Source organism: Pelobacter propionicus DSM 2379 (genome assembly GCF_000015045.1).
Taxonomy (GTDB): domain Bacteria; phylum Desulfobacterota; class Desulfuromonadia; order Geobacterales; family Pseudopelobacteraceae; genus Pseudopelobacter; species Pseudopelobacter propionicus.
Genome location: NC_008609.1, coordinates 3,351,130 through 3,373,387, shown reverse-complemented (window position 1 = coordinate 3,373,387; position 22,258 = coordinate 3,351,130). Strand labels below are relative to the sequence as shown.

Sequence of the window (22,258 nt, the reverse complement as noted above, 5' to 3'; positions counted from 1 at the left end):
TCTACATTGTAATTTCAATACAAGTGAGGAACCATGGCAATCACAATAGAGGATAGAATCCAGGAACTCAACGACAAGAAGGCCGAGATCGCCCTTGGTGGCGGTCGCGCCCGAATTGAGAAACAGCACGCCGCCGGCAGCATGACCGCCCGTGAGCGTCTCGACTACATGCTGGACCAGGACAGCTTCCTGGAGAGCGGCATGTACGCCAAGCACCGCTGCACCTACTTCGGCATGGAAGGCAAAGTCCTGCCTGCCGAAGGTGTCGTCACCGGCGCCGGCACCATCGACGGCCGCCTCGTGCACGTAGCCAGCCAGGACTTCACCGTCGCCGGCGGCGCCGTGGGCGAAGTCCACGCCGACAAGATCGTGCGGGCCATGGAAGACGCCCTCAAGACCGGCTCTCCCTGCGTCGTCATCAACGACTCCGGCGGGGCGCGCATCCAGGAAGGTAACCACAGCCTGGGTGGCTACGGCCGCATCTTCTACGCCAACGTCAAGGCCTCCGGCGTCATCCCCCAGATCTCCATCATCGCCGGTCCCTGCGCCGGTGGCGCCGTGTACAGCCCGGCTCTCACCGACTTCATCATCCAGACCAAGAGCGCCCGCATGTTCATCACCGGCCCTGCCGTCATCAAGGCCGTCACCGGTGAAGTGGTCAGCGCCGAAGACCTGGGTGGGCCGCAGGTTCACATGAACACCTCCGGCGTCATCCACTTCGTCGCCGAAGACGACAAGCACGCCCTGGACATCACCCGCAGGCTGCTCTCCTTCCTGCCCAGCAACAACCTGGAAGATCCTCCCCAGCTGGAAGCGGAAGAGACCATCCTGCCCAACAAGGCTCTCAACAACATCGTACCGCTGGATCCCAAACTGCGTTACGACGTCCGTGACGTCATTGTCAACATCTTTGACAAGGGCGACTTCATGGAGATCCAGGCCGGCTACGCCACCAACATCGTCATCGGCTTTGCCCGCCTGCAGGGTCGCACCGTCGGCGTCATCGCCAACCAGCCCAACGCCATGGCCGGCGTCCTGGACATCAACTGCTCCGACAAGGCTGCCCGCTTCATCCGTTTCTGCAACGCCTTCAACATCCCGCTGATCACCTTCGTCGACACCCCCGGCTTCATGCCCGGTGTCCAGCAGGAATACGGCGGCATCATCCGTCACGGCGCCAAGATGCTCTTCGCCTACTCCGCCGCCACCGTACCCAAGCTCACCGTCGAGCTGCGTAAATCCTACGGCGGCGCCAATCTGGCCATGTGCGCCAAAGACCTGGGCGCCGACCGCGTCCTGGCCTGGCCCACCGCCGAGATCGCCGTCATGGGTGCCGAAGGCGCCGTCGACGTCATCTTCCGTAAAGAGCTCAAAGAAGCTGCCGATCCCAAGGCCAAGCGCCAGGAACTCATCGACGAATACCGCGAGAACTTTGCCAACCCGTTTGCCGCCGCCGCCTGCAACCAGGTGGACGACGTCATCGAACCGGCGTACACCCGTCGCGAACTGGCCATGGCCCTCGACATCCTCTACCGCAAACGCGAGCTGCGTCCGGCCAAGAAGCACGGCCTGATTCCGCTGTAACCACACACCACACCGGAGGACGCAATGTCGGAAGAGAAAATAGCACCGGAAATACTGATGATCATGTCAGCCTCCATCGCCGCCTTCCTTGGCAAGAACGTGCGTATCAGAAAAGCGCGCGTGATCAGGGACCAGGGACCCAGCAGCTGGGCCATGCAGGGGCGTGTTGCACTGCACGGGGCACGTATCAGCAGTATCTAGAAACGCGCATACATCCATGACTGTAAGAATATCTTTCAGAGGAGACTCGACGTGCAGCTAACCTTAACAATAGACTCGAAAAAATACGTCGTAGACGTTGAAATCGTCGAAGGCGAAGAAGTCCGCATGCCGGCGGCCGCGCCGGTTCCCGCCGCCACCATCAGCTCCCAGCCGGTGACCCCGATTGTTCCGGTCGCCACCGCGCCTGCCGCCGACGGCCTGCCGGACGACAAGGTCTGCCGCAGCCCCATCGCCGGCGTTGTCTTCAAGGTCACCAGCGAAGTGGGCCAGGAGATCAAGCAGGACGACCTGCTGTTGGTGCTTGAGGCCATGAAGATGGAGACCAACATCACGGCGCATGTGGCCGGCAAGATCAAGGCCATCCACGTAAGCCCGGGCGAGGCCGTGAAGAACGGCCAGGTCCTGGTGGAATTCGAATAGTCCACAGGCCCAAAGCCGTAACGAAACAAACCACAGCGCCCCGCGGACCATCAGGTCCCGCGGGGCGCTTGTGTGTTTGGGGTGCGTGAAGAGAGTGTGCGTGATGAGGGGGGGAACTAGGGCTGGCGGAACTTCCTGCTGCTGACTGCATCCTGACGCACCCCCACACAGATCTTCTGAGGAGTGTTGAATTCACTTTCGTGTTCAAAGCTTTCCCTGGAACAGTCCTGGGCTTCATACCGTTTCAGAATGATGCGCCTCGCGCCCTGGAAGTCCAGGTTGATCTCCCGCAGTCGATCACATTGAGGCTGTCGTAGTCCTGGGGCAGGCGGAAGAGGGTGCCCAAAGGCATGCCCAGGAGGCGCTGCGGGAGTGCCGCGGCAACATCATCGCCATGGAGCGAAAACTGGGTGCCAGCAGAAATACCGTCTACCGCAGGTTGCAGCCCCCTGCCTGAAACCTGTGTCGGGTTCTTACTCTCCCATGGGCGGTAAAGCCCGCTCCCTCGCGAGATTCTGCGTTTGCACGGGCGTTCGAAAATAAACACCGCCAACGCTTCGCTGGTCGGGGATGGAAAGGGGAAGATTGACAGCGCACGCCACATGGTCTACGCTCTCCACCGTACCGTCCCCCCCGCTCGTTCGTCGGCTGCTGACGGTCGTTGTATCCCATATCCACGAATCAGGAGGTCGTTTTCATGCTTAACGTAGCAATCGTCGGAGCCAGCGGTTATACCGGCCTGGAACTGCTCCGTATCCTCTACGCCCATCCGCAGGTTGCGGTGACCTGCGTAACTTCGGAGCGGAGCGCCGGGAAGCGTATCGACGAGGTCTTTCCCACCCTGAGGGATCGTTGCAGCCTGGTGCTGGAGAATCTGGAGCCGGTGCGGGTCTCCCAGAAGGCCGACCTGATCTTCACGGCACTGCCCCACAAGGCGGCCATGGCTGTGATGCCTACCTTCATGGAGTTGGGCAAGACGGTCATCGACCTGTCGGCCGATTACCGCCTCAGCGATGCCGAGGTCTACGGTGCCTGGTACGAGCCGCACCTGAATCCCGAATTGCTGAAGAGCGCCGTGTACGGCCTGCCCGAGATCAGGCGGGAGAGCATTCGCGGGAAGAAGCTGGTGGCCAACCCCGGTTGCTACCCCACCAGCATCACCCTGGGACTGGCGCCGCTGCTGAAAAACGGCATGATCGATCTGAAGAGCATCATCGCCGATTCCGCCTCGGGAGTGACCGGCGCGGGACGGGGAGCCAAGGTGGATTCGCTGTACTGCGAGGTGAACGAGGGATACAAGGCCTACGGCGTGGGTGGCGTGCATCGCCACACTCCCGAGATCGAGCAGGAACTGTCCCTGCTTGCCGGGGAAAAGGTGACCCTCACCTTCACTCCCCATCTGGTGCCCATGGACCGGGGCATCCTTTCCACCATCTATGCCACCCCCCTGAAGGGTGTCACCACCGAGGAGCTGAACGAGTTGTACCGCAACTTCTACGCCGAGGAGCCGTTCGTGCGGGTGCTGCCCCTGGGCAGCCTCCCCTCCACCGCCTTCGTGCGCGGGTCCAATTTCTGCGACATAGCGCCGGTTGTGGACAAGCGCACCGGCAGGGTCATCGTCGTATCGGCCATCGACAATCTGATGAAGGGGGCCTCCGGTCAGGCGGTGCAGAACATGAATATCGTCTGCGGCTTCTATGAATCCGCCGGCCTGAGCGGATTGGCGCTCTTCCCCTGATTTCCGGGGGATGCCACGCGCGTCGTGAACATCGCGGGGCTGGCCGTCTTGACGGTCAGCCCCGTTTCAGTTCTATCTCCAGATCGTGGATCTTCTTGCGCAGGGTGTTGCGGTTGATGCCCAGGATGTCGGCCGCCTTGACCTGGTTCCAGCGCGTCTTTTCCAGGATAAAGCGGATCAGGGGGCGTTCCACCTGCTGCAGCACCTTGGCGTGGATGTCGCTCTTGTCCAGCTTTTCGATGCCAGTCAGGCAACTCCTCAGCTTTGCCTCCACTATGGCCTCCAGCGAGGCATCCTGTGGAGTCATTGCCGTCTCCTCCCCCTCCGGTTGCAGGCCGTCGAAATCGGCCTCGGTCAGCATGGGGTCGTTGGAGAGGATCACGGCGCGCTTGATGGTGTTCTCCAGCTCACGCACGTTGCCTGGCCAGGAATGCCTGGACAGCAGGGCCATAGCTTCGGGGGTGAGCTGCTTGGGCGGTATGGAGAGCTCCGTGCAGGTCCGGTCCAGAAAGTAGCGCACCAGCTCCGGGATGTCGTCGCGCCGCTCCCGCAAAGGGGCCAGGGTGATGGGGACCACGTTCAGGCGGTAGTACAGGTCCTCGCGGAACTCCCGCTGGCGGACCCGCTCCTGCAACTCCTGATTGGTGGCGGCAACGATGCGCACGTTCACCGCTATGCTCTGGGTTCCGCCCACCCGGGTAACCTCGTGCTCCTGGAGCACGCGCAGGATCTTGGCCTGCAGGTCCAGCGGCATGTCGCCGATCTCGTCCAAGAAGATCGTCCCCTGGTTGGCCTGCTCGAATTTGCCCTGCTTGCGCTCGCTGGCCCCGGTGAAGGCACCCCTCTCCGAGCCGAACAGCTCGCTCTCCAGGAGGTCGCGGGGAATGGCGGCGCAGTTGATGGCCACGAATGGCTTGCCCAGTCGGCCTGAGTTGAAATGTATGGCCCGGGCCACCATCTCCTTGCCGGTGCCCGACTCTCCCTGGATCAGGATGGTAATGTCGCTGTCAGCCACTTTGCCAATGGTCTTGTAGATACTCTGCATGGCGGCCGAGTTGCCGATGATGTTCTTCTCCACCTGGTAGTGTTCCTTCAGCTCCTGCTTGAGCAGGGACACCTGGCCGGCTATCTCCCGCGCCCGCCCGACCTTTTCCACGATGGCGTCGATGACGTCCAGGTCGAAGGGCTTGGTGATGTAGTCGTAGGCACCGCGCTTCATGGCCTCCACGGCGTTCTTCATGCTGGCCTCGGCGGTCATGATCACCACCAGCAGGTCGCTCTTCATCTCGCGGATGCGGTCCAGCAGATCGAGGCCGCTCATGCCGGGCATCTTGATGTCCAGGATGGCCAGGTCGTAGCTGTTCTCCTGGATCAGCGCCAGGGCCTGTCGGCCGTCGTCGGCAAGGTCGACGGTGAAGCCCTTCCTCTTCAGGGCCTTGGAAAGAACCCAGCGCATGCTCTCTTCGTCGTCGGCCACCAGGATTCTGGTAAGTGTCATATGTATAACCTCGTGGGAATTCGGTATGTTGGTTCAGGGTTCAGAATTGAAACCGGGAACATTGAACAGCCTCTACTGCACCAGCGGCAGCAGAACCGTGAACTTGGTGCCGTGGCCCGGATCTGACTCCACCTTGATCATGCCGCGATGTTCCGACACGATCTTGTGGCAGATGGTAAGCCCCAGTCCGGTGCCGGTGGATTTGCTGCTGAAAAAGGGGGTCCAGATGTTTTCCAGGTCAGCGCCGGGAATGCCGGGGCCATCGTCGGCGATATCCACCGCAACCATGCGTGAACGCCGTTGGTTCTGGGCCAGACGGTAGTCGGACAGGACGCGGCTGGTCACGGTCAGTTGCCCGGATTCGGCAATGGCGTCGATGGCGTTGCGGATCAGGTTCAGAAACAGCCTGGTCAGCATCTCTCTGTCGGCCATGATGTCGGGGATGCTGGGATCGAAATGGGTCACGAATGAGATCTGGCGATCCGCCACCGCCTGCTTCTGCAGCAGCAGGATGTCCCCCAGTATGCGGTGCAGGTTGACTGGAGCCAGCTTCAGGCCCCGTGGCGAGGCAAGTTCCAGGAGTTCCCTGATGATACGGTCGATGCGCTCCGTTTCACGGATCATCACCCGGGTGTACTCCAGAAGTTCGCTCTCCGCGGCCAGTTCCTGCTCCAGCAGTTGGGCCGCCCCCTTGATGCCGCCCAGGGGGTTCTTTACCTCATGGGCCAGTCCGGCGGCCAGGGTGCCCAAAGTGGAGAGGCGGTCCGCCTGGCGCACCGCCGCCTCCAGTTCGCGGATATAGGTGATGTCCTTGAGGGTCAGGATGGCGCCGATGTTCTCGCCGTTGGCGCGCATCAGGGGGTAGCAGGTGACCGCCACCGGGGTGACCCTGGCCATGCCGCGCACGACGACGTTTTCATGGTCGGATATGGTGACGCCGGTGCGGGTGGTCTTGTTGACCATCTCCAGGAGCGTGGCCTCATGGGAGAAGAGCTTCCGGAAGCTGGCGCCCAGGGCGTGGCGCCGGGAGAGGCCGGTGATCTCCTCGGCAGCCGGATTGCAGAGCGTGATCAGCCCCTCGCGGTTGATGACCAGCACGCCGTCGCCGACGCTGTCGATGACCGTGGCGTAGTAGTCATCCAGCGGAATCTGGTTTTCTTCTCGTGAGTCAGGTAGGTTCATGGTGTGTGTCGGGCACTCCCCGGATTCTGTCCGCAAGGGCGAGTATGTCGGTTGTCGAGCGTGCGTTGTTGGCCTCCCGGCGTACGTCCGCCGCGCCGGCGAACCCCTTGGCGTACCAGCCAATATGTTTCTTCATCTCCCGGCTGGCGATGGATTCTCCCCACGTCTGCAGGTACAGTTCCAGGTGCAGGCGGATCATGTCGGCCCGTTCGGCGTTGGTTATCTCGCGGAATGAGCCGCTCTCTCCCAGTTCGAGGACCTGTCTGAATATCCAGGGCGTTCCCAGGGCTCCGCGGGCCACCATGACGCCGTCGCAGCCGGTCTCTGCCAACATCCGCTGGCAGTCCTGGGGGGTGAACAGGTCGCCGCTGCCGATGACCGGTATGCTGAGCTGGGACTTCAACTCCCGCAGCTGGTCCCAGTCGGCGTGGCCGGAAAACATCTGGCTGCGGCTGCGCGGGTGCAGGGTGATGGCGTCGCATCCCTCGGATTGGGCTATTTGGGCGATCCGGAGATAGGAGTCCTCGCCGCAGTGCCAGCCGGAACGAATCTTGACCGACAGCGGCAGGGGGGTTGCCGCACGCACCGCCCGGATGATGGCGGCCACTTTGAGCGGTTCCCGCAGAAGGGCGCTGCCTGCGCCGGTTCCCACCACCTTGCGCACCGGGCAGCCCATGTTGATGTCCAGTAACTCTCCTGTCCCCTCAACCCTGCGGGCCGCCTCGGCCAGATCCTCCGGCCTATCGCCGAAGAGCTGGATACCCAGGGGATGGTCCTCGGGGGTGCTCTTGAGCAGCGCCAGGGTATTGCTGCCCGATCGCACCAGTCCATTGACGCTGACCATCTCGGTGAATGCCAGTGCCGCTCCCATGCGGCGGCAGATGACGCGGAAGGGCAGGTTGGTGATTCCGGCAAGGGGGGCGAGCACGACATTGTGCGCCAGGGTCAGCGAGCCAATTTTTAATGGTTTCAGCATGATAGGCGCATGTTGGTGGGAAGGAGGCGTTCCGTGATGTTCATATTTGTGCCTAAAATTTGGGCATAATAGCACGGTTGTGCTAAATGGCAAGGGGAAAAACCGGCGGGAAAGTGTATACGCTTGCGGAGAGGGGGGGAGATACCTGTCGGCGGCAGGCTGGTACTCCACGAAGAACGGGGGGGGCCGGCATTGTGCGGCTCTCCCCGTTCCGGTCTGGAGCCGTTGTCCCTTATTTTACGTCGACCTTGATCTGTTTCGGTTTGGTCTCCTCTTTCTTGGGGAGCGTTATGGTCAGCACCCCCCTGTCGCATGTGGCGCTGACATTGTCCTGCTGGATATTGGCCGGAAGGCTGAAGCTGCGCTGGAAGAAGCCGAAGTAGCGCTCGATGCGGTGGTAGTTCTCCTTTTTTACCTCCCCGCCATGCTTCCTCTCGCCCTTCAGGGTCAGGGTGTTGTCTTCGATGCGCACCTCGATGTCCTTCTGCTCCACATCCGGCAGTTCCGCCTTGATGACGATGGAGTCCTCGGTCTCGTAGATATCCACCGCAGGCTGCCAGAGACCCTCTTTCAGATCTTCACCGGCCAGATCGTGGTTCCAGGAAAGATTGAGGAGACGATTCATCTGCTCCTGCATGCCGCGTAGTTCTCTCAAGGGGTTGTACTTCACGAGTGCCATAGTGGTATCCTCCTTGTTGGGTTAGGTGCTGGTGCGGGGTGCCACCCCACTTTAAAAGGTAATGACTGTTTTTGGGTTGTCAAGGGGGGGAGATGAGACCAACATTCGGGAGGATGCCGTGAAAATCATGGTCGCGTTCATGGGAACGCTGGCGGGCCTGGCGCCGGTGACGGCGGGTGCAGCAGATGCCGGGAAGGTTGACAAGAGCGGAGTCGTCGTCTGGATCTTTCTGGGGCTTTGCGCACTGATCGTGGCGGCCCAGGTGATCCCGCCTCTGCTGCGCAGGCTCGGGCTTTCCCGGGGGAAGGGCAAGCCGGGACGTGACGGCAAGCCGTAAACCGAGCCGGGCGTTGCGCGGCGAGGGGGGGGCTTGAAAGGAGCGCTCCCTGGCGGTCTGCGGGATAGCTCGCTGCCCGCTAGTCAGCGGTCAGGATCAGCAGTAGTGTGGGCGCCAGCCCCACCATGGCCAGTGCGAAGAGAATATCCAGCCAGAAACGGGAGCCGAGCCGAATCAGGTGGAGCATGCCCAGCACCGGAATCAGGAGCGCCTTCGCCAGCAGTCCCCTCTCCGGGCTGCTGATCTCATCCCGCAGGGCGTCGGCATCGCCACTGCTGGGGAAGGCGTGCAGGCCGGCGGAAAAGGCGAACCACAGCGCCAGGATCGAGGCTGCGTCACGACTCTCCGGCGGGAGGCGGCTTCTGGCCAGCAGGGCCGCCCCCAGGCTTGCGGCCAGGGCGACGGCCGAGGAGACGAAGAAGGGCGCCAGCACGATCAGGATATGCCGAACCACGGATGCGGGCCTGGCGTGCAGCACGTACCCCATGGGGTTTCCCAGGCGCAGGTAGCAGACCCGTTCCACCGGGATGCCCAGCCTGCGGCAGGCCCAGGCATGGGCGAACTCGTGGACGATGATGCCGGGAAAGGTCAGGTAGGAGAGCAGCAGGCGCGGCATGGTTCGGCGGTCTCATCTCGAGTAAAGCGAGTCTGCTCGCATTCAAACACGAAAGCTTCAATCACTGAGAGCCCTGGCAAGGTGTTTTTTGGCTGAAGCAAGGTTGCGCTTTGCAATCCCTAATTGCTCTTCAGCACTTATAACTTCATTGACCGCTGTTTCAATATCGGTACCAGAAAGCCACGTTGAGATTATCTCAACTTCAAGTGTGTTACCACTTACTATTCCGTCCGTCAATCCACCAATAATATTCATACGATGCTTGCAAAACTGACCATTATACGCTGCAGGACAAGTACAATAAGCAGATAAATTATTATTGCTTTTTCTGAATGTAATTTTATATGGTTCTTTTGCTGAACCTTGAACAATAAAAATAAGTTCTTCCATGATACGCTTTCTTTTAACATTTATTATAAATTACCGGTTTTTAGATAATTTACAAAATTATTTTGTGAGAGGTTGTAGCAAACATGAGGAATAAGCTTGGTGCGTTCTTTATCTGGTTTGAATAATATAAATTTTACATAACCTTCTAATACGCTGAATTTAGTCTTACCTTTAACATTATCTGCAATTTTTATTGGGATGTTAGGTTTCGCTGCGACTATCTGGCAGGCGATGTTGACTTTTTTTATAGCTTCTCGCCAGCAGGTGTGAGCTTCCCTTATATCATAAATGATCTGTCCTTCGGAGAAGCAATAATAGGGGCCTTGAGTCCATTCGTAATAGGATATTTTGTTCTTTTTTCGTTCTGTTAATTTGATATCCAGTTCCATTTTGTAGCTTTCTTTTAATGCCATAAACCAGCCATCAGCAAATCCATCTATAAAATTGGCGTTTAAGTCTGAAGACCTTTTTGTTGCCAAAGTCTCAATTTGATCATTTTTCATTGATCAGATGCTCCCACTCATCTTCAGATAGAATTTTAATTCCTAGTTCTTGTGCCTTGCGCAATTTTGATCCTGGGTCTGTCCCTGCAATAACAATGTCAGTTTTTCTTGATACATCGGTAGCTACCTTTGCCCCAAATTTTTCTGCTTCAATTTTTGCTGCCTTGCGGCTGCGCTTCTCCAATTCTCCTGTAAAAACCACGATTTTTCCGGAAATATTGGAGGATATTATGGCCGGTTTGGTAAAATCCTCAACGCTAAGATAATTTTTCAGAGAATCGAGGACTTGGATGTTATGGGCTTCTGCAAAAAAACTTACTATTTCATCTGCAACGACTGAGCCGATGCCGTCAATTGAAATTAGATGTTGATAGCACTCAGACTCTCTTTCTGCTGCTTTAAGCATTGAGCTTTGCCAATTGTCGAGACTGACATAGTTATCAGCAAGTATCTTTGCTGTAACCTCGCCAACTTTTGGAATACCAAGCGCATATATAAAACGATAAAGTGTGATCTTTTGTTTGGTCCGAATAGCCCTAAAAAGATTGTTGGCGGAAAGCTCACCCCATCCATCCCATTCTTGCAGTGGTTTAAATTCTGATGGTTTTTGTTGCCAAAGTAATGGTGGTGAAAGAATTTCTTCAAGTCTGAATATATCTACTGGAGATGCTAACAGACCTTTATTGTAAAACAACTCGATGTTTTTTTCGCCAAGTCCATCAATGTTAAAGGCATCACGAGATACGAAATGTTTTAGTCTTTCCAATGATTGTGCGGGACATGTCAGACCTCCAGTACATTTCCAGACAGCTTCTCTTGGTTCTCGAACAGCTTTGCTACCACAGACTGGGCAGGCTGACGGAAAAACAAACGGAATGCTACCAGAAAGCCTTTTTTCTATGACGACAGAAACCACTTGAGGAATAACGTCCCCAGCACGCTGTACTACTATGGTGTCATCGATTCGGAAATCTTTACACTCTACTTCATCCTGGTTATGCAGGGTTGCATTTGAAACTGTAGTACCAAGCAGGCGGACCGGCAAAAGTTCTGCGACTGGGGTGAGTGCTCCGCTTCGACCAACAGATATTGTGATATTTTGTAGAAGAGTCTCTCGCTTTTCCGGAGGGAATTTTTGGGCTGCAGCCCATCGTGGAGCCCGGTTGGTCTGTCCTACTCGTTCCTGAAGCGATAGGCTGTTAAGCTTGTATACTATCCCATCAATGGTGAAATCGAGTTCACTACGGCGCTCTTGCATTTCCTCAAAATATGAATTTAGCTCGTCTGAAGAATACAATAGCCGGATATCATCACATACCTTAAATCCCCATCCACGCAAGGTCTGTAAGGCGTCCCACTGGCTCTTAGCAAAGGAATTGGAAATCTCTCCCCACGCATACGCAAAGAAGCGGAGCGGACGAGATGCGGTTACAGAAGGATCAAGCTGACGTAAGCTTCCGGCGGCTGCATTACGAGGGTTTTCAGGAGGCTTTTCCCCAATCTTGTTTTGCTGCGCGGTGTACTGTTTAAAATCAGAATTCGACATGTACACTTCGCCCCGTATTTCTATTACTTCTGGGGCATCAAGCGGCAATATTTTAGGTATCTCACTAATTGAGTGGACATTAACAGTAATGTCTTCGCCTTCAAGACCGTCTCCTCTAGTGGCTGCCCGTACCAATTGATGCTTTTCGTAACGTATTGAGCATGAAAGACCGTCAATTTTTGGCTCGGCTACAATATCAATCGATATGGCATCATCTTTTAATTCTTTGATAATACTCCTTACTTCAGAAAGCATCTTTGTAACTGGCTTGTTTTCAATAGACAACATCGGGACTGAGTGCTGGACTTTTTTAAATCCTTCCGAAACAGAACCACCTACTATTTGAGTCGGACTGTCCGCTGATTGAAACTCCGGAAATCTTGATTCAAGTTCCTGCAATTCCTTGAAAAGCTCGTCATATTCATAATCATGTATCTCTCGCCGTGGAGGAATGTTTTCATAATATAAACGATTGTTGTGTGCTATGAGTTGACGAAGCTCTTGAATACGTTCTGCAACAATGTTTTTGGTTTGTTCCGTGGTTGGAGAGTTTTGCATCGGGTAACCTCGGGATGTGGTTGACAACGCCCCAGCGTACAGTATTATGCTCCTGATTTCAATCGCACCGACTAGCGGGAAATCCCCATGGAAGAGAACTGTCTGGAGAGGCTTGAAAACTGGTTCGAGGGGTATGTCGGTCCTTTTCTGGAAACCGATGCCGAGGGGCAGAAGAACATCCTTCTCAAGGTGGAGCATACCCGCAGGGTCTGCCGGATGATGGACCTGCTCACCGCGGGAGAGAGTCTTTCCTCTCCTGACCGGCGCCTTGCCGGGGCGGTGGCGCTCTTGCACGATGTGGGGCGCTTTCCCCAGTACCGGCGCTGGCGCACCTTCCGTGACAGCTGTTCGGACAATCACGCCCGTCTGGCCGTGGAGGTGATCCGCCGGGAGCGGCTTCTGCATGGCCTGCCCCGGGAAGAGCGCCTGTTGATCGAGGAGGCGGTCAGGTTCCACAACCTGCTCAGCATTCCTCCGCGCATCAAGTCTCCCACGGAGTTGTTCCTGCGGCTGATCCGCGATGCCGACAAGCTGGACATCTGGCGGGTGTTTCTGGATCTGTTCGCTCTCCCGCGGCATGAGCGCGCCTCGGCGGCGCTGCTGGGGCTTCCCGAGCGGGCCACGGTCTCCGGGGCGTGCCTCGCCGAACTGGCCCGGGGGCGCATCGTGCGCCTGGAGAGGGTGCAGTGTGTCAACGACTACAAGCTGCTGCTGATCTCCTGGTGCTATGACCTGAACTTCACCACCTCCTATCGCCTGCTGCGAGAGTTCGACTATCTGGCCAGTCTGGCCGCGGAGCTTCCCGATGACACCGACGTGCGGGCCGCCATCGACTCGGCCCGGGAGTACGTTGCCGCGCGAGCCTGCCCGACCAGCCCCTGACTGACCGCAGGGCGCTTCCCGCACTGAACGCCTGCTCACCTCTGCCGAAGGAGTCGCCCATGGACCTTGACCGATACCGCATTCCCGTTGAACAACTCCGCTGGACCTGCGATACCTCCCTGCTGGACTTCACTTCCACCGAAGAACTGCCCGACCTTGACTACGCCATCGGCCAGAAGCGGGCCCTGCGCTCCATCGAATTCGGCCTGGAAATGGAGGAAACCGGCTTCAACCTGTACATCGCGGGCGAAACCGGTACCGGCCGCGCATCCACCATCCGCACCATCCTCGGCAAACGGGCGCAGCACGAGCCCCAGCCCAACGACTGGGTCTATGTCAACAACTTCAAGGACAGCCTGTCGGCGGTCTCGCTCTCCCTGCCCGCCGGTCAGGGGGGGCAGTTGGCCAGCGACATGAAGGAGCTGGTGGATGCCTTCCGGAAGGAGATCCCCAAGGCCCTGGAGAGCCCCGAGTACGAGTTCCGGCGTTCGGAAATACTGGAACAGTACCAGGCAGCCAACAACGAGCTGTTCCAGGCCCTGGAGAAGGAGTCGGGCAAGCACGGCTTTGCCTTGCAGCGTACCGTTTCCGGGCTGGTGATCGTTCCCCAGAAGGAGGGGCGCAACTATACCCAGGAGGAGTACGAGGCCCTGACCCAAAGGAAGCGGGACAAGCTCGACCAGACCGGCAAGAAGCTGACCGAGCGTCTCAACGAGGTACTCCGCCAGGTGCGGGAGAACGAAAAGGCCACCAAGGAGTTGCTCTCCCAGGCCGACCGCGAACTGGGCATGTCATGTCTGGGACATCGCCTGGGCCCGCTGAAGGAAAAGTACGCCTCCCTGGAAAAGGTGCTGGCCTATTTGGAGGCGGTCCAGGAAGATATCCTCAACAACCTGGAAGACTTCAAGCCCCAGGCGGCCCAGCCCCAGATTCCGGGCATCAGGATGCCGCGCCAGGAGCCGAGCTTCGAACGCTACGACGTCAACCTGCTGGTGGACAACAGCGCCACGAAGGGCGCGCCGGTGGTGTTCGAGGCCAACCCGACCTACAACAACCTGTTCGGCCGCATCGAGCATGTGATGCAGTACGGCGGCGTGGCAGTGACCGACTTTACTATGATCCGCCCCGGCGCCCTGCATCGGGCCAACGGCGGCTACCTGGTCATCGATGCCCGCGAGGTGCTGATCAATCCCTTTGTCTGGGACTCTCTCAAGCGCTGCATCCGCACCGGAGAAATCAGGATCGAGGATGTGCTGGAGCAGTACCGCTTCATGACCATGGTGACGCTCAAGCCCGAGGCGGTGCAGCTCCAGGCCAAGATCATCATGATCGGCACCCCCTGGATCTACTACCTGCTGTACTACCTGGATCCGGATTACCGCAAGTTTTTCAAGGTCAAGGCCGAGTTCGACAGCAGCGTGATACGCTCCTCCGAAGTCATGCGCGACTATGCCCTCTTCGTGGCAACCCACTGCCGCTGCGAGAATCTGCTGCACTTCGACCGCAGTGGCATGGCGCGCCTGCTGGAGTACACCGCCCGTATGGTTGAGGATCAGCACAGGCTCTCCTCGCAGTTCATGGAGATTTCCGATTTCATCCGCGAAGCCAGCTTCTGGGCCAAGAAGGACGGCCACTCCATCGTCTCGGGAGCCGCCGTGCTGCGTGCCGCCGAGGAGAAGCTCTACCGCTTCAACCGCATCGAAGAGCGCATGCACGAGCTGTACGAGGACGGCATCATCATGGTGGATACGGACGGTGCCGTGGCCGGCCAGATCAACGGGCTGTCGGTGCTGGATCTGGGGGATCACACCTTCGGCCGTCCCTCCCGCATAACCGCCAGCGTCTACACCGGCAAGGGGGGCATGGTCAACATCGAACGGGAGGCCAAGCTCTCCGGCCCGATACACGACAAGGGGGTCATGATCCTGACCGGCTACCTGGGGAGCATCTTTGCCCTGGAGCGTCCCCTCTCCCTGTCCGCGTCCATCTGTTTCGAACAGTCCTACTCCGGTATCGAGGGGGACAGCGCCTCGTCCACCGAATTGTACGCCCTGTTGTCGGCACTGTCCGGCGTAGCGCTCAGCCAGGGGATCGCCGTTACCGGCAGCGTCAACCAGCGCGGTATCATCCAGCCCATCGGCGGGGTCAATTTCAAGATCGAGGGATTCTATGCCGTCTGCAAGTCCCAGGGGCTGACCGGTCGGCAGGGGGTGATCATCCCCAAGGCCAACGAACGGCACCTGATGCTGAACGACCAGGTGGTTGCGGCGGTTACGGCCGGCATGTTCAGCATCTGGAGTGTGGAGACCATCGAGCAGGGCATCGAGATCCTGAGCGGTATGAAAGCCGGTGTGCGTGGCAAGAACGGCAGGTTTCCCAAGGGCACGCTCTATCACCTGGTGGACGAGCGCCTGCGCCGCATGGCCGAGACGCTGGTCAAGAAAGATGAGAAGGGGAAGAGCCGTGCGGCAAAGGGGCCACGCCGTCATACGCCTGCCTAGCTTCAGGCCGGCCAGGAGGAGTCATGGGGATCAGGTGGAGGGAATCTCTCGCCATTGGTATTGAGGAGATCGACAGCCAGCACCGGGAGTTGGTGGAGCAGTTCGCCCGGTTGCTGGCGGCGTGCGAGCAGGGGAGGGGGGAGGATGAGCTGAAGAGCATGCTCGACTTTCTCGACCGGTACGTGCGACGGCACTTCAGCGACGAGGAGATCCTGCAGCAGCGGTATCGCTATCCCGCCTATCAGGGTCACAGAAACGAGCATCAGAATTTCATCGCCCGCATAGGAAGCCTTCAGCAGCAGATCGCTGCAAGAGGGGTCGAGGTAGCTCATCTCGTTGAAACCAATCAGCTCCTCTACGCCTGGTTCGTCAAACACATTTCCAGCGCTGACAGGGTCTTGGGGTCGTTTCTTACGACAAACCGGGACACAACGACGTGACAGTCCCCTGTCGGGTGACGACTCGCCGCCCGACAGGGGACTCAAAGCCCTTACCTGCAGTCCTCACGCCACAGGCAGCTGTCCTGCTGGCAGATTTCAGCCCTGCCGGTTTCAAAGCAGGGGGTGTTCCGTTCCGACTGCTGGATGGCCCGCACCAGATCCGCCTTTTTCATCTTGCTTGCCGTGATGCCGAACTGTTTTGCTCTTTCCCTGATTTCGACGAGTTTCATATCGATCTCCCTGGAAGTGGTGTCTGCCGGTTGTTTTCCGACGCGATCAAGTCTAGCACAGGATTGGTGAAGCGCCAGTGTGGCCAGGAAGGGAACGAGGCACAAAAAAAGGCGAAACCCCAGGGGGATTCGCCTTTTTTTGCTGCATGAACACGCTCTTACAGAGAGATGCCGGTGATGCGGGAGAGCGCCTCGCGGTACATCTGGGCGGTCTTGGCGATGATCTCCGCCGGGAGCGCCGGCGCCGGGGCTGTCTTGTTCCAGTCCAGTCCCTCCAGATAATCGCGCAGGAACTGCTTGTCAAAGCTGGGCTGCGGCCCGCCCGGCCGGTAGTCGTCCTTCAGCCAGAAACGGCTGGAATCGGGGGTCATGCATTCGTCGATGATGATCAACTCCCCCTCGAAGACGCCGAATTCGAACTTGGTGTCGGCGATGATGATCCCCTTCTGGTCGGCCAGTTCGCGGGCGCGGCCGTATATCTTCAGGGTGTAGTCGCGGGCCTGTTCGGCCAGTTCGCGGCCGCACAGTTCAGTCATCCGCTCGAAGGAGATGTTCTCGTCATGGGTGCCCAGTTCGGCCTTGGTGGAGGGGGTGAAGATCGGCTCCGGCAGGCGGTCCGACTCCCTCAGGCCAGGGGGAAGCGAAATGCCGCAGATGCTGCCGCTGCTCTGATACTCTTTCCAGCCGGAACCGGAGACGTAGCCGCGCACGATGCACTCCACCGGCAGGGGGCGCGCCTTTTTCACCAGCATGGAGCGGCCCCTGAGCAGGTCGGCATGGGGACGGCAGGCGGCCGGGAATTCGTCCACGTCGGTGGATATGATGTGGTTGCTGACGATGTCTTCCATCTGTCGGAACCAGAAGGACGATATCTCGGTCAAGACAAAGCCCTTGTCCGGTATCGGTTCGTTCATGATGACGTCAAAAGCCGAGATCCGGTCGGAGGTGACCAGCAGCAGCGTTTCTCCCAGGTCGTAGATGTCTCGCACCTTGCCGCGGGCCAAAAGTTTCAGCCCGGGAAAATCGGTGTGCATGACGGGGTGTGACATATGTTTCTCCTGTTTAGTCGGCGACGAGTGCCTGATTGATTTCGATCTTTGCCTTGCCTCGCAACTGTTTCACCCAGGTTGTGAGAGCCTCCTGCTGTTTTACGGGCAGCATCCCCTGCTTGATGGCTGTTTTTGTCCTGTCGAACTCGGCACGGGGCGCTTCGCTGCGGCTCTTCAGGCGGATGGCATACCAGCGGTCGCCGACCTTGAAGGGGGCAGTGGCGGCCGGACTGGCGCTGGTCAGCCTGAAGGCTGCCTCCATCAGGTCGGGCGCGTTTCCGATGGAAGGGACGTCCCCCTTGGCCGAGAAGCCGAAGCTAGAGGTGCTCTGGCTGGAGAGCGGTTTCTTTGCCGCAAGCTGACGGGCAGCCTGCTCGGCCTTGCCGCGGGCCAGATCAACCGCCTTGGCAGCCTTGAAGCTCTGTTCCACCTGAGCCTTGATCTCGTTCAACGGCCGTACCTGGGAAGGGATGCGCTGTCTGACTTTGACGATGTAGATTCCCCGGCCGGTTTCCACCGGTCCGCCCAGTTCACCCTGCTTGAGTTCGAATGCCTTCCTGATCAGGGCGGTCTCGCCCGCCAGCGCTGGCGGCGAAGCGTCCGCGGAGAAGAGGGGCGTCTGCTGGGGCTTGAGGTTCAGTTTAGCGGCGATCAGGTTGAGGTCGCCTGACTTGATGTTCTTGAAGAGGGTGTCGGCGGCCAGTTCGAATGCCTGGCGGGCGGCCTTCTGTTTCAGGGCCTCGGCCCTGACCCGTTCCCTGACATCGGCCAGCGGCAGGATACCGTCCTTGCCCTGCCAGCGGTCGATGTTCTTCTGGTAGAAGGTCTGGATCTCATCCTCGGTCAGGCTCTGTCTGGCCGCCTGGGAGGCCGGGTCGATGAGCACGTAGGAAATTTCAGCTTTTTCGGCGGTCCTGAACCTGTCCTGGTTCTTTTGCAGGAACTCCTTCAGTTCGGCTTCGGTCGGCCGAATCTCTCCCATGACGTCCGCCGGGCCGTAGCTCAGGTACTCCAGCTCGATCCTGTCGTTTTCCTTTCTGAAGAGGTCCAGGGCCTCCTGGTCGCTGACCGCGACCTTGTTTATGATGGCTTGGCGGGTTTTCTTGAGAATCAGCTCACGCTGTTGCGCTTCCTCGAACTCCTTGGCGGTTATGCGGTTGCTCTTCAGCAACTGCTGGTAGAGGTCGAAGCTGAAAACGCCGTCCTTCTGGAACATGGGCATGGCGGCGATGGCTCCGGAGACCTCGTCCTTGCTGGCGGTGATGCCCATCTTCTTGGCTTCTTTCAGGATCAGGGCCGTGTCGATCAAGCTGTTCAGGGCCGCCTTTTTCAGTCCCAGCGTTTTCTCGATTTCCGGCGTCAGGGACTGGCCGTAGATCTGTTGGTAGATGTTTCTCATGCGCTGGTAGGCGTTCTGGAATTCCTCCAGGGAGATTTTGTGCCTGTTCACCTTGGCCGCGTAGGCCATGGAACTCCCGGACCCGTCGCTCCCCTTGCCCCATACCAGGAACATGGTGCCGATGAAGGAAAGCACGATGACGACAAATACCACCTTGATGATGATGGATTGCTTTTTCTGACGTATGAGATCCAGCATGGCTCCGGCGCACCTCCGTTGGTTGGTGGGATGAAACAAAAAAACCGCTCTGCGCGGCGGGAAAACGAATACTACTATACGTCCCTAGCGATTGCAAGCTGTTGTTTGGATGCGGTTTCCCCGTCCTGCCGGTTTGCATTGTACTCCCTGCTGTGCTAGTGTGCGGCCTCAATCCAAGGGTGGGTACGAAGGGGCATGAACAATGGAACTCAGTTTTTCCCGGGCAAACGCCGATGTCGACCAGATCATCAGTCATCTGTTGGAAGTGTCGGGTGATATTCGCCAGCCGGCGCTGATCCGCGAGATGCTGCTGGCGGTGCTCAAGGTGGGGCAGGAGGTTGATTACCTGGCTGATCTGAAGCTGATCAACCGCACCCTGCGCGAGATGCGCTTCACCACCAAGGTGTTTGGCCCCTATCGCGACCGGAAGAAGGTCACCATATTCGGCTCGGCCCGCACCGAACCGGATAACGAGATGTACCGGAAATGCGTCGATTTCAGCCGGAAGCTGGCTGAGCGGGGCTACATGATCATCACCGGCGGCGGTCCCGGAATCATGCAGGCCGGCAACGAGGGGGCCGGCAGCGAGAACTCCTTTGCCGTCAACATCCGGCTCCCCTTTGAACAGGCGCCCAACCCGATCATGTACCGCAACAAGCGCCTGATAACCTACAAGTACTTCTTCAACCGCAAGGTGGCCTTCGTCAAGGAGGCCAACGCCATGGCCGTCTTTCCCGGGGGGTTCGGCACCCTGGACGAGGCCATGGAGGTGTTCACCCTCATCCAGACCGGAAAGACGTCGCCGAAGCCGCTGATTCTCATTGACGATCAGGACGGCTACTGGGAGCAGTTCTTCGACTTCGTCAAGGAGAGCCTGCTGGTGAAGGGCTTCATCTCCGGTGAGGACTTCTCCATCTTTACCATCACCAAGAGCGTGGATGAGGCGGTGGCGGTGATCGAGAACTTCTACCGTACCTTCCATTCCCTGCGCTTCATCGATAACCGGCTTGTCATCCGCCTGAACAAGCCCCTTGCCCCCGAACAGATCGCCATTCTGGAGGACGAGTTTTCCGAACTGGTCAGGGAGGGGGATCGTATCCGCTGCTGCGGCCTGTTCCCGGAGGAGAACGATGAGCCGGACCTGGCGAACCTGCCGCGCATCTCCCTGCTCTTCGACCACCACCACTACGGGTTGCTGCTGGCCTTTATCCACCGCATCAATACGTTCTAAATGCGCTGCTGGCTGGAAGAGGCAGCCAGGCCGCCCGCTAGCCGCGCAAGCCGCATTGAGTTTTGACTTTTTGCGCCTCCCGTGCTAGAAATATCCACTTTTTGGGTTTTTGTTCGCCTGTTTCGGCTCCTTGTTTCGCCGCTGTCCGCGCTTTTCAGGGACAAATGGTGCAGCCTGAGGCCCGCTGCCGTGGCGCTGCCAGGGACGGCGTGGTCGGGGCTGGACGCAGGAGGAGAGGGGGGCTGTCCGTCCGCATGGGCGCGATCGGTCTCTTTTCTGTAAGGCTATGCAGGTGTATGCGGAGGAGCATGCCATGTTCAAAGGAAGTATTGTTGCCCTGGTTACGCCGTTCAGGGACGGCGCCGTTGATGAAGAAACGCTGCGCCGGATGGTGGACTACCAGATCGAGAACGGGACCGATGGTATTTCGCCATGCGGTACCACCGGTGAGGCCTCGACCCTGGACTATGACGAACACATGAGGGTGATCGAAATAGTCATCCAGCAGGTAAACGGGCGGGTGCCGGTCATCGCCGGCACCGGCTCCAACTCGACGACCGAAGCCATCGAGCTCAGCCGCAAGGCAAAGAAGTTGGGGGCCGACGGCGTCCTGCTGGTTTCTCCCTACTACAACAAGCCATCCCAGGAAGGGCTCTACCGTCACTTCAGGGCGATCGCCGATGCCGTGGACATCCCGCAGGTGCTCTACAACGTGCCGGGGCGCACCGGGGTCAACATGCTCCCCCAGACCGTGGCGCGCCTGGCGGAACACGACAGCATCGTGGCCATCAAGGAGGCGACAGGTTCTTTGCAGCAGGCCTCCGAACTGATGGAGATGTGCGGTGACAAGATCGACGTCATCTCGGGCGACGACTTCATCACCTTTCCCATGATGGCCTGCGGCGCAACAGGGGTCATCTCCGTTGTCGCCAACATCATGCCGCGGGAGGTTGCCCGGCTGGTGGATGCCTTTTATGAAGGCGACATGGACGAGGCCCGCCGTCTGCACCTGAGTTTGCTCAACATCAGCAACGCCATGTTCATAGAAACCAACCCGGTGCCGGTCAAGACAGCCGCTGCCCTGATGGGGCTGTGCGCCGAAGAGTTGCGCCTGCCGCTGGCTCCCCTGGGCGACGCCAGCCGGGCCACCCTGTGCGCTGTCATGAAATCCTACGGCCTGATCTAGGATGTGAGGGACACTAATTTCCCGTGACGCGACGTGAACGAATGATTCCAGAGAGGGTAATGCCATGATCAAGATAGCTGTCTGCGGAGCTGCCGGCCGCATGGGACAACGCCTCATCAATTCCGTGCAGGAGGCCGAGGGTGTATGTCTCTCCGGCGTACTGGAACGGCCCGCCCATCCGCTGGTGGGACAGGATGCCGGGCTGGTTGCCGGATGCGGGGCACTGGGTGTCAGCATCTCCGACGATCTCAACGCCGTCATTGCCGGTTGCGATGTCCTGATCGATTTCACCGCCCCCAAGGTATCCCTCAAGAACCTGGAGGCCTGCGGGTTGCAGCGGAAGTCCATCGTCATCGGCTCCACCGGCTTTACCCCCGAGGAGCGCCAGCTGGCAATGGAGCTGACCAGAAACATCTCGGCCATACTGGCGCCCAATATGTCGGTGGGGGTCAATGTCTGCTTCAAGATCCTCAAGGACATCGCGGCGACCCTTGGCGACGACTTCGACGTGGAGATTGTCGAGTCCCATCACCGCATGAAGGTGGACGCTCCTTCCGGCACCGCGGTGCGCATGGGGCAGGTGGTTGCCGAGGCCCTGGGGCGTGACTACGACCGGGTGGCGAACTTCCACCGGGAGGGAATCACCGGCAGCCGCACAAAGGATGAGATCGGCATGCAGACCATCCGCGGCGGCGACATCGTCGGCGAGCACACGGTCTACTTCATCGGCATGGGTGAGCGCATCGAGCTCTCCCACCGCGCCATGAACCGGGACATGTTCTCGCGGGGAGCGGTCCGCGCCGCCACGTGGGTGGTGGGTCAGGCGCCCGGTCTCTACGACATGCAGGATGTGCTTGGTTTGAAATAGCTTTTCCGTTTGCAGGCGCTGTGCA

23 protein-coding genes are annotated in these 22,258 nt (G+C 58.7%); 12 read left to right on the top strand and 11 right to left on the bottom strand.

Going from position 1 to position 22,258, the window contains the following annotated elements; translation table 11 throughout:
- The first annotated feature begins 33 nt into the window (after positions 1-33).
- From PPRO_RS15320 to argC, 5 genes are all read left to right on the top strand, one after another.
- Positions 34-1,584, top strand: coding sequence for an acyl-CoA carboxylase subunit beta (locus PPRO_RS15320; RefSeq protein ID WP_011733989.1), 1,551 nt, complete (start codon positions 34-36; stop codon positions 1,582-1,584).
- 24 nt (positions 1,585-1,608) lie between these two features.
- The gene (locus tag PPRO_RS21295) at positions 1,609-1,785 is read left to right on the top strand and encodes a hypothetical protein (protein ID WP_198138289.1); all 177 of its coding nucleotides are present in this window, start codon (positions 1,609-1,611) and stop codon (positions 1,783-1,785) included.
- A gap of 51 nt (positions 1,786-1,836) precedes the next feature.
- On the top strand, positions 1,837-2,226 hold the full coding sequence (locus tag PPRO_RS15315) for a biotin/lipoyl-containing protein (protein WP_011733990.1): 390 nt from the start codon (positions 1,837-1,839) through the stop codon (positions 2,224-2,226).
- Between the two features lie 394 nt (positions 2,227-2,620).
- The gene (locus tag PPRO_RS21905) at positions 2,621-2,683 is read left to right on the top strand and encodes a hypothetical protein (RefSeq protein ID WP_083761332.1); all 63 of its coding nucleotides are present in this window, start codon (positions 2,621-2,623) and stop codon (positions 2,681-2,683) included.
- A gap of 240 nt (positions 2,684-2,923) precedes the next feature.
- Positions 2,924-3,964, top strand: a complete 1,041-nt coding sequence (gene argC, locus PPRO_RS15305) for an N-acetyl-gamma-glutamyl-phosphate reductase (RefSeq protein ID WP_011736911.1) — start codon at positions 2,924-2,926, stop codon at positions 3,962-3,964.
- Between the two features lie 55 nt (positions 3,965-4,019).
- On the opposite strand, the gene PPRO_RS15300 is transcribed toward argC, so the two are convergent.
- From PPRO_RS15300 to PPRO_RS15285, 4 genes are all read right to left on the bottom strand, one after another.
- A complete protein-coding gene (locus tag PPRO_RS15300; protein ID WP_011736910.1) occupies positions 4,020-5,462 on the bottom strand; it encodes a sigma-54-dependent transcriptional regulator in 1,443 nt (480 codons plus the stop codon).
- 72 nt (positions 5,463-5,534) lie between these two features.
- Entirely contained in the window at positions 5,535-6,644 is a 1,110-nt protein-coding gene (locus PPRO_RS15295; protein WP_011736909.1) for a two-component system sensor histidine kinase NtrB, read from the bottom strand.
- Entirely contained in the window at positions 6,631-7,620 is a 990-nt protein-coding gene (gene dusB, locus PPRO_RS15290; RefSeq protein ID WP_011736908.1) for a tRNA dihydrouridine synthase DusB, read from the bottom strand. The genes PPRO_RS15295 and dusB overlap by 14 nt, the downstream gene beginning before the upstream one ends.
- A gap of 232 nt (positions 7,621-7,852) precedes the next feature.
- The gene (locus PPRO_RS15285) at positions 7,853-8,299 is read right to left on the bottom strand and encodes an Hsp20/alpha crystallin family protein (protein ID WP_011736907.1); all 447 of its coding nucleotides are present in this window, start codon (positions 8,297-8,299) and stop codon (positions 7,853-7,855) included.
- A gap of 127 nt (positions 8,300-8,426) precedes the next feature.
- Here PPRO_RS15285 and PPRO_RS15280 point away from each other — a divergent pair, with 127 nt between their 5' ends.
- Positions 8,427-8,636 carry a hypothetical protein gene (locus PPRO_RS15280; protein WP_049759843.1) on the top strand — a complete coding sequence of 70 codons (210 nt, stop codon included), beginning with the start codon at positions 8,427-8,429 and terminating at the stop codon, positions 8,634-8,636.
- Positions 8,637-8,715: 79 nt separating this feature from the next.
- Here the strand turns inward: PPRO_RS15280 and PPRO_RS15275 are convergent, their stop codons facing one another.
- Genes PPRO_RS15275 through ligA form a run of 4 tightly spaced genes read right to left on the bottom strand, consistent with a single transcriptional unit; the run spans position 8,716 to position 12,249 of the window.
- Positions 8,716-9,252, bottom strand: a complete 537-nt coding sequence (locus PPRO_RS15275) for a metalloprotease family protein (protein WP_011736905.1) — start codon at positions 9,250-9,252, stop codon at positions 8,716-8,718.
- A gap of 57 nt (positions 9,253-9,309) precedes the next feature.
- Complete coding sequence (locus PPRO_RS21030) at positions 9,310-9,642, bottom strand: hypothetical protein (protein WP_011736904.1); 333 nt, start codon at positions 9,640-9,642, stop codon at positions 9,310-9,312.
- 23 nt (positions 9,643-9,665) lie between these two features.
- Complete coding sequence (locus tag PPRO_RS15270; protein WP_011736903.1) at positions 9,666-10,145, bottom strand: hypothetical protein; 480 nt, start codon at positions 10,143-10,145, stop codon at positions 9,666-9,668.
- Positions 10,135-12,249 carry an NAD-dependent DNA ligase LigA gene (gene ligA, locus PPRO_RS15265; RefSeq protein WP_011736902.1) on the bottom strand — a complete coding sequence of 705 codons (2,115 nt, stop codon included), beginning with the start codon at positions 12,247-12,249 and terminating at the stop codon, positions 10,135-10,137. The genes PPRO_RS15270 and ligA overlap by 11 nt, the downstream gene beginning before the upstream one ends.
- Positions 12,250-12,336: 87 nt before the next feature.
- On the opposite strand from ligA, the gene PPRO_RS15260 reads away from it, so the two are divergent.
- Genes PPRO_RS15260 through PPRO_RS15250 form a run of 3 tightly spaced genes read left to right on the top strand, consistent with a single transcriptional unit; the run spans position 12,337 to position 16,072 of the window.
- Positions 12,337-13,131, top strand: a complete 795-nt coding sequence (locus PPRO_RS15260) for an HD domain-containing protein (RefSeq protein ID WP_011736901.1) — start codon at positions 12,337-12,339, stop codon at positions 13,129-13,131.
- 59 nt (positions 13,132-13,190) lie between these two features.
- Positions 13,191-15,632: a Lon protease family protein gene (locus tag PPRO_RS15255; RefSeq protein ID WP_011736900.1), complete on the top strand. Its 2,442-nt coding sequence runs from the start codon at positions 13,191-13,193 to the stop codon at positions 15,630-15,632.
- Between the two features lie 23 nt (positions 15,633-15,655).
- Positions 15,656-16,072 carry a bacteriohemerythrin gene (locus tag PPRO_RS15250; RefSeq protein ID WP_011736899.1) on the top strand — a complete coding sequence of 139 codons (417 nt, stop codon included), beginning with the start codon at positions 15,656-15,658 and terminating at the stop codon, positions 16,070-16,072.
- Between the two features lie 50 nt (positions 16,073-16,122).
- Here the strand turns inward: PPRO_RS15250 and PPRO_RS15245 are convergent, their stop codons facing one another.
- The 3 genes from PPRO_RS15245 to PPRO_RS15235 form a co-directional block, all read right to left on the bottom strand.
- A complete protein-coding gene (locus PPRO_RS15245) occupies positions 16,123-16,302 on the bottom strand; it encodes a Rho termination factor N-terminal domain-containing protein (protein WP_011736898.1) in 180 nt (59 codons plus the stop codon).
- Positions 16,303-16,460: 158 nt separating this feature from the next.
- Entirely contained in the window at positions 16,461-17,351 is an 891-nt protein-coding gene (locus tag PPRO_RS15240) for a phosphoribosylaminoimidazolesuccinocarboxamide synthase (protein ID WP_011736897.1), read from the bottom strand.
- Positions 17,352-17,364: 13 nt separating this feature from the next.
- Positions 17,365-18,948 carry a peptidylprolyl isomerase gene (locus PPRO_RS15235; protein ID WP_011736896.1) on the bottom strand — a complete coding sequence of 528 codons (1,584 nt, stop codon included), beginning with the start codon at positions 18,946-18,948 and terminating at the stop codon, positions 17,365-17,367.
- Positions 18,949-19,150: 202 nt separating this feature from the next.
- Here PPRO_RS15235 and PPRO_RS15230 point away from each other — a divergent pair, with 202 nt between their 5' ends.
- The 3 genes from PPRO_RS15230 (at position 19,151) to dapB (ending at position 22,233) form a co-directional block, all read left to right on the top strand.
- Positions 19,151-20,179, top strand: a complete 1,029-nt coding sequence (locus tag PPRO_RS15230; RefSeq protein WP_011736895.1) for an LOG family protein — start codon at positions 19,151-19,153, stop codon at positions 20,177-20,179.
- A 313-nt stretch (positions 20,180-20,492) separates the two neighbouring features.
- Positions 20,493-21,365, top strand: coding sequence for a 4-hydroxy-tetrahydrodipicolinate synthase (gene dapA, locus PPRO_RS15225; protein WP_011736894.1), 873 nt, complete (start codon positions 20,493-20,495; stop codon positions 21,363-21,365).
- A 64-nt stretch (positions 21,366-21,429) separates the two neighbouring features.
- A complete protein-coding gene (gene dapB / locus PPRO_RS20635; RefSeq protein WP_011736893.1) occupies positions 21,430-22,233 on the top strand; it encodes a 4-hydroxy-tetrahydrodipicolinate reductase in 804 nt (267 codons plus the stop codon).
- Positions 22,234-22,258: the final 25 nt, after the last annotated feature.